We start from the raw sequence: 6,762 nt of genomic DNA on the forward strand, positions 1-6,762 counted from the left end.
CGATAAACCCCACCTCGTCAACTACACTATTTGTAGTTCTGGCGCTTTTATAATTTACAATATTTCCTTTGAGAAAAAGAACAAGACCATCTTATAACAAACATGGATAAACCGTCAATGAAATTTTTTTCATCGTCTATAAAACATATGAAAAAGGAGCACTTTTTGTGCTCCTTTTTCATATAAATTCAGCTAATTACTCAGCGCCAACTTCGGCTTTCACAACTTCTACAATGCGATGTACATATGCATCACAAACTTCTTGTGTTGGTGCTTCTGCCATTACACGAATAAGTGGCTCTGTTCCAGATGGACGAACAAGAATACGGCCATCACCGTTCATTTCTTCCTCTACAACACGAATAATTTCTTTAATTTTTTCATTTTCTAATGCTAATTTTTTATCTGTTACACGAACGTTTACTAGTAATTGTGGGAATTTCGTCATTTCTCCTGCAAGCTCAGATAATGGTTTTTTCGTCATTTTCATGATGTTTACAAGTTGAAGTGCACTTAACATTCCGTCACCAGTTGTAATGTAATCAAGTAAGATAATATGGCCTGATTGTTCTCCACCTAAGTTGTAACCACCGCGTTTCATCTCTTCCATTACATAGCGGTCACCAACTGCTGTTTTATCACTTGTAATATTGTTTGCTTCAAGTGCTTTGTAGAAACCTAAGTTACTCATAACAGTTGAAACAACTGTATTATGTTTTAATTGACCAGTTTCTTTCATGTACTTCGCACAAATAAACATAATTTGATCACCGTCAACGATGTTTCCTTTTTCGTCTACAGCAATTAAACGGTCGCCATCGCCATCAAAAGCAAGTCCAATATCCGCACCTTTTTCTTTTACCAATTCAGCTAAGCCTTCTGGATGTGTAGATCCTACACCCTCGTTAATATTCATACCGTTTGGAGAAGTTCCCATTGTTGAAATATCAGCTTCTAGGTCTGCAAATAAGTATGGAGCTAGAGAAGAAGTTGCACCATGTGCACAATCTAAAGCGATATGTAGGCCAGAGAAATCTTCTTCAACAGTTTGTTTAATGTACTGTAAATATTTTTGTCCACCTTCAAAGTAATCGCTCACTTGTCCAAGATTAGTACCTGTCGGACGTGGTAGTTCATCAACTTCTTTGTCTAATAAAGCTTCAATCTCAGCTTCTTGCTCATCTGTTAATTTAAAGCCGTCTGAACCAAAGAATTTAATACCATTATCTTGTACTGGATTATGAGATGCAGAAATCATAACACCTGCTTGTGCATCTAGTGCTTTTGTTAAATAAGCAACGCCCGGTGTAGAAATAACGCCAAGGCGCATTACTTCTGCTCCAGTTGATAATAGACCTGCTACTAAAGCTCCTTCTAACATATGGCCAGATACACGTGTATCACGACCGATAATTACTTTTGGACGATCTGTATCTTTTGTTAATACATAACCACCAAAACGCCCAATTTTGAAAGCTAATTCAGGTGTTAACTCCTTATTTGCAACTCCACGTACTCCATCTGTACCAAAATATTTACCCATTATGATTCGCTCCTTTTTCTTGCTCTTTTTGATTATGGTTATCTACCGTTGGTTCTTGACTATTTTCTTTATCTTTATCTTGATTTTGATTATTTTCCTGTTCCGTTTCTTTTTCTTGATTGGATTCAGGATTTTTTGGCTTCTCATTTTGATTTTCTTGATTGGTGTTTGAATCCGGTTGTTGACCGTTACCCTGTACTTCTTTATCTGGTTTTTCTTTCTTTACAATAGTAACTTTAGCACTTTTTTGTTTTGGCTCTATTGAAATATTACCAGGACCACTCACTTGAATAGAAATATCTTTCGTCCCTGAAGATACATTTTGCAAATTAATTACCGCTGTGATTTGGGCAGCTGTTATTTTATCTACTATACTTGCTTCTCCTGAAATATCAACACTTATATTTCCATCTTGCGGCGAAATTAGCTGAGCCGTAACATCTTTAGAAAGTCCATTTTTTTGGATTGGGATGCCATCAATCGTTTTTGTTTTCGTTTGTTTTGTTTTTTGCACTCCCACTGAAACCTTCACTTGATTCGGTTTTGCACTGGTTACACCCTTGGGTAATAAAACAGAGGCATCGAATGTTGTAGACTCTGTCAATTGACTAAGATCTACTTCGACCCCCTCTAGCGATTGTATATTATCCAAAATATCTTTTGGACCAGCTATCGTTACCTCTCTCGGCTCGACACTGATATTTGTAACTGCCAATCCTTCTGCTAAACTCCCCTTCTTCGTATACGTTACAGGAACAGTTTTTTCAGTATTATTGGCTGTAGTTTGCGTTGCCACATTCAACGTTACACTAATTTTAGATGGACTTGTTCTTACATTTAAACGTTTTCCTTCTTTATTGTATAATGTAACTTCGGGCGTTTTTGTAACAGTTTTATTAACACCTTTTAAATCAACATACGCTTTGGCAGATGAAATGCTTTCAATTTCTTCTTTCGTCCCAACTACCTCAACAGTATCCGGTTTAATGCTTGATTTTTCGAGAGTAGCCCCCGCTGGCATTTGATCCTCATTTGATAATTTCAAATCTACATGAACATATTTTCTCGCCTTTTCATGAAGAGTAACTTTAATTGTTGATGGCTGAACTGTTCCTTTCACATCGTCTGGAAGCCCGTTCGTTTTTAAAGAAATCTCATAAGTTCCTTTTGGACTATCTCGCAAATCAATTGGTATGTCAAATTGTTTTTTTGCTTTTGCTGTAGCAACTGATGCTTTTGGGCCTTCTAACTTCACCTTAACGCCCTCTGCTGGAATACCACTTACAATATATTTCTCCTCATCATACTTAAGATTAATCTCATAATTAGTTAATGTTTCTTTCGTATCATTTGCAAAAGGTAATATACCTGATGTCGTATTTTTCTCAGTTAACGTCGCTGACATAAAAAGCATACACGCCAATAGTAATGAGATCCCTTTTAAAAACCAATGATTCTCCATTAACTTATCCATGACGCTTTCTCCTCCAATTCCATAAAGACGAAGAAGTCGTTTTTTCGTTCCCACTAAATTCAGCTAATAACATATCCTTCAGCTGTTCTGTCTTCAAATCACGATGCAACTTACCATTTTTCGTTAAAGAAATTTGACCAGTTTCTTCAGACACAACTACTGTAATACTATCAGTAACTTCACTAACTCCCATTGCAGCACGATGCCTAGTTCCTAATTCTTTAGAAATAAACGGACTTTCTGATAATGGAAGATAGCATGCTGCTGCTTTAATTGTACTTCCTTGCATAATTACCGCTCCGTCATGAAGAGGTGTATTTGGAATAAAAATATTAATAAGTAATTCCGATGATACGTTTGCATTCAGCGGAATACCCGTTTCCACATAATCACCCATACCGGTCTCTTTTGACAAAGTAATTAATGCACCTATTCTACGTTTCCCCATATATTCGGTTGCTTTTGCTATCGCTGTTGCAACCATTTCAGGTTCATCATCCTCATGCGGTCCAACACGCGAAAATAAACTCCCGCGCCCTAGCTGCTCAAGTGCTCTTCGCAATTCTGGCTGAAAAATAATAATAACGGCTAAAAATCCCCATGTTAATACTTGTTCAGTTAGCCAAGATAACGTATGCAATTCAAGGAAAATACTAATCATCTTAACGACAATGATAACTGTAATCCCTTTTAAAAGTTGAACAGCTTTCGTCCCTCGGATTATGAGAATCAGCTTATATATAATAAACCATACAATGGCAATATCTAATGCCGTACTAAGATATTTCAAAATGGTCGTATCTTCAAAAGGCATGCTATCCCTTCCTCCTACTTACGAGCAATTCTATCCATATATTGAAATATTGTTTTATGCTCTATCTGTATGTATTTCCAACAACTAGTTAATTATACCATACATGAAACAAACGACAATTACAAACAACCCCCTTTAGCTCAAATTGGTAAGATGTCAAACATTTTTATCTTACAGTATAATATAAATCATTATTATACGCCTATTTTCAAATAAAAAAAGCAACTTCTCAGTTGCTTTTCTTACATTTATTTTAGTTTTTCACCGAATAAAGAACCCATTAAAGCAACTGCTGTTGTTGCCGTTCTATTTCTCTCATCTAAAATCGTATTTACCTCAACAAATTCAGCAGATGTGATAATATCCGCTTCTGCTAACATTTCCATCGCCAAGTGACTTTCACGATAAGATAGACCACCAATTACAGGCGTCCCAACACCTGGTGCATCATGAGGATCAAGACCATCTAAATCTAATGATAAGTGTACACCATCAGTATGAGATAAATATGCGATTGTTTCTTCCATAACAGCCGTCATCCCCATACGATCAATTTCATGCATTGAGAACACTTTAATACCTTCATTGCGAATGAAATCTTTTTCTCCTTCATCCAATGCACGCGCACCGATAATTACGACATTCTCTTTTTTCACCTTTGGATATGCTCCATATAAATCTACAAGTGAAGAATGTCCATAACCTAAACTTGCTGCAAGTGACATACCGTGAATATTTCCAGATGGTGAAGTTTCCTCTGTATTTAAATCACCGTGTGCATCATACCAAATAACACCTAAGTTTTTATAATGTTTTGCTACACCAGCTAATGTACCGATAGCAATACTATGGTCACCACCTAATACAAGTGGAAAACGACCTTCTTCTATAATATGATCCACCTTACTTGCTAATTCATTACATACAGTTGCAACTTGTGTAAGGTTTCTTAATTTTGTATTTTCATCTATCTCTTTTTCTCTCTCTATACGTATATCTCCCATATCTTTAACGTCATATCCAATTTCTTCAATTCTTTCAATTACCCCTGCATAACGGATTGCGCTCGGTCCCATATCAACGCCACGACGCATCTGCCCTAAATCCATTGGAACTCCAATAACTGAGATTTCTTTTTTCATAGATAGTATCCCCCTTCTGTGCCTTCACTAAATATTTTAAATCTTTTATATAGTCTGACTCAACTCGACATTTTTCTGTATGGATATACAAATTATTCACTTATATTCACGTTCAAAATCAAATTTCAAGACTATTCTATGTATAAAGTTAACTTAATGAAACAATCACAATCACTATTATTAAATAATAATAAAAAAACACCCCTACATTTAGAAGTGTTTTTCTGACGCTATTTTCCATACTGTTGCAATATTCTTCGTTGTCATTTCAATATTTTCTTCTGCTACTCTATATGCTTCTTCTAGTGTCATCGGTCTCGTTGTAATACTAAATACCGCCTCTATTCCTTTCTCGTACACGGCTGAATAATCAGATGATACAGACCCTCCAATGGCAATTACAGGCACAGAAAAACGTTTCGCACGCCCCGCAACACCAACAGGAGCCTTCCCATATGCAGTTTGTTCATCTATTCTACCTTCACCAGTTATAATGAGATCTGCATCTTCTATATGTTTATCGAAATTTGTATAATCCAATACAATTTCAATGCCCCTTCGCAAGTCTCCCTTTAGCACTGAAATAACAGCCGCCCCCATTCCTCCTGCTGCCCCTGCACCAGGTATTTCAGATACATCAGAAGATACATATCTTTTAAGGATATTCGCATAATGTTTTAAATTCTCATCTAGCTCTTTCATCATCTCTATATTCGCACCCTTTTGTCTCCCAAATACGAAAGATGCTCCCTGCATTCCGACTAATGGATTATCCACATCACATGCCGCTTCTATCTTTACCCCCTTTAAGCGTGGGTCCATTTGTGAAAAATCAATAGCAACAATCGAATGTAACGTACCTCCAGATGGATCTATTACTTCACCCTTATCATTTATAAATCTTACTCCTAAAGCTGCTAACATGCCTGCCCCACCATCATTTGTAGCACTTCCTCCAAGTCCTAAAATTATGTACTCCGCCCCTTGATTTAGCGCATGTAATATAAGTTCTCCTGTTCCTTTTGTCGTTGTAATAAGTGGGTTTCGCTTTTCAACTGGAACGTGCTGTAATCCTGATGCTGCTGCCATTTCAATAAACGCTGTCTTTTTATCTTTAGACACGCCATAAAAAGCTTGCACACTTTCTCTAAGCGGTCCTGTCACACTAATTGATATAATTCTCCCCCCTGTAGCATCAACAAGCGATTCAACCGTCCCTTCTCCTCCATCTCCAATTGGTATTTTCACATACTTTGCATTAGGAAAAATTGCTCTAAAACCTCTTTCAATAGCTTCACATACTTCTATAGCTTTTAGGCTTTCTTTATATGAATCAGATGCAATAACAACTTTCACAATTATCCCCCATCCCTTATTTTTACGTTTTCTTCATTTTAAACGATAAATATAAAAGTTGTCTTTTTAAACACAAAAAAGCTTACATCATATGATGTAAGCTTTTTCTATTTAGATGGAGCCTAGCGGGATCGAACCGCTGACCTCCTGCGTGCAAGGCAGGCGCTCTCCCAGCTGAGCTAAGGCCCCTTAGTAATAAAGCGGAAGACGGGATTCGAACCCGCGACCCCAACCTTGGCAAGGTTGTATTCTACCACTGAACTACTTCCGCGAAAATGGTGAGCCATGAAGGATTCGAACCTTCGACCCTCTGATTAAAAGTCAGATGCTCTACCAACTGAGCTAATGGCTCGTAAATGGCTGGGCTAGCTGGATTCGAACCAGCGCATGACGGAGTCAAAGTCCGTTGCCTTACCGCTTGGCTATAGCCCAT

5 protein-coding genes and 4 tRNA genes are annotated in these 6,762 nt (G+C 37.3%); all 9 read right to left on the reverse strand.

Annotated elements, in window-relative coordinates:
- Positions 1 to 196 precede the first annotated feature (196 nt).
- Complete coding sequence (gene glmM, locus ATL10_RS25310) at positions 197 to 1,543, reverse strand: phosphoglucosamine mutase (RefSeq protein ID WP_000521476.1); 1,347 nt, start codon at positions 1,541 to 1,543, stop codon at positions 197 to 199.
- Positions 1,536 to 3,017 (reverse strand): CdaR family protein, encoded by a 1,482-nt coding sequence (locus ATL10_RS25315; RefSeq protein ID WP_097925515.1) that lies wholly within the window; start codon positions 3,015 to 3,017, stop codon positions 1,536 to 1,538. The genes glmM and ATL10_RS25315 overlap by 8 nt, the downstream gene beginning before the upstream one ends.
- Positions 3,010 to 3,831 carry a diadenylate cyclase CdaA gene (gene cdaA / locus ATL10_RS25320; protein ID WP_001115694.1) on the reverse strand — a complete coding sequence of 274 codons (822 nt, stop codon included), beginning with the start codon at positions 3,829 to 3,831 and terminating at the stop codon, positions 3,010 to 3,012. Before cdaA ends, ATL10_RS25315 begins: the two co-directional genes overlap by 8 nt.
- 248 nt (positions 3,832 to 4,079) lie before the next feature.
- Positions 4,080 to 4,973, reverse strand: a complete 894-nt coding sequence (gene rocF / locus ATL10_RS25325) for an arginase (protein ID WP_000711574.1) — start codon at positions 4,971 to 4,973, stop codon at positions 4,080 to 4,082.
- Positions 4,974 to 5,183: 210 nt separating this feature from the next.
- A complete protein-coding gene (locus ATL10_RS25330) occupies positions 5,184 to 6,329 on the reverse strand; it encodes a glycerate kinase (RefSeq protein ID WP_100910537.1) in 1,146 nt (381 codons plus the stop codon).
- A gap of 116 nt (positions 6,330 to 6,445) precedes the next feature.
- A tRNA-Ala gene (locus ATL10_RS25335) sits at positions 6,446 to 6,518 on the reverse strand.
- 10 nt (positions 6,519 to 6,528) lie between these two features.
- A tRNA-Gly gene (locus tag ATL10_RS25340) sits at positions 6,529 to 6,600 on the reverse strand.
- A gap of 5 nt (positions 6,601 to 6,605) precedes the next feature.
- A tRNA-Lys gene (locus ATL10_RS25345) sits at positions 6,606 to 6,681 on the reverse strand.
- Positions 6,682 to 6,686: 5 nt separating this feature from the next.
- Positions 6,687 to 6,761: transfer RNA gene (locus ATL10_RS25350), tRNA-Gln, on the reverse strand.
- Position 6,762: the final 1 nt, after the last annotated feature.

Source organism: Bacillus sp. 196mf, from assembly GCF_003217275.1.
Classification (GTDB): Bacteria; Bacillota; Bacilli; order Bacillales; family Bacillaceae_G; genus Bacillus_A; species Bacillus_A thuringiensis_S.

Excerpts from the sequence above, each read along its gene's own strand:
- glmM (WP_000521476.1), bottom strand. The coding sequence starts at position 1,543 with ATGGGTAAATATTTTGGTACAGATGGAGTACGTGGAGTTGCAAATAAG.
- ATL10_RS25315 (WP_097925515.1), bottom strand. The coding sequence starts at position 3,017 with ATGGATAAGTTAATGGAGAATCATTGGTTTTTAAAAGGGATCTCATTA.
- cdaA (WP_001115694.1), bottom strand. The coding sequence starts at position 3,831 with ATGCCTTTTGAAGATACGACCATTTTGAAATATCTTAGTACGGCATTA.
- rocF (WP_000711574.1), bottom strand. The coding sequence starts at position 4,973 with ATGAAAAAAGAAATCTCAGTTATTGGAGTTCCAATGGATTTAGGGCAG.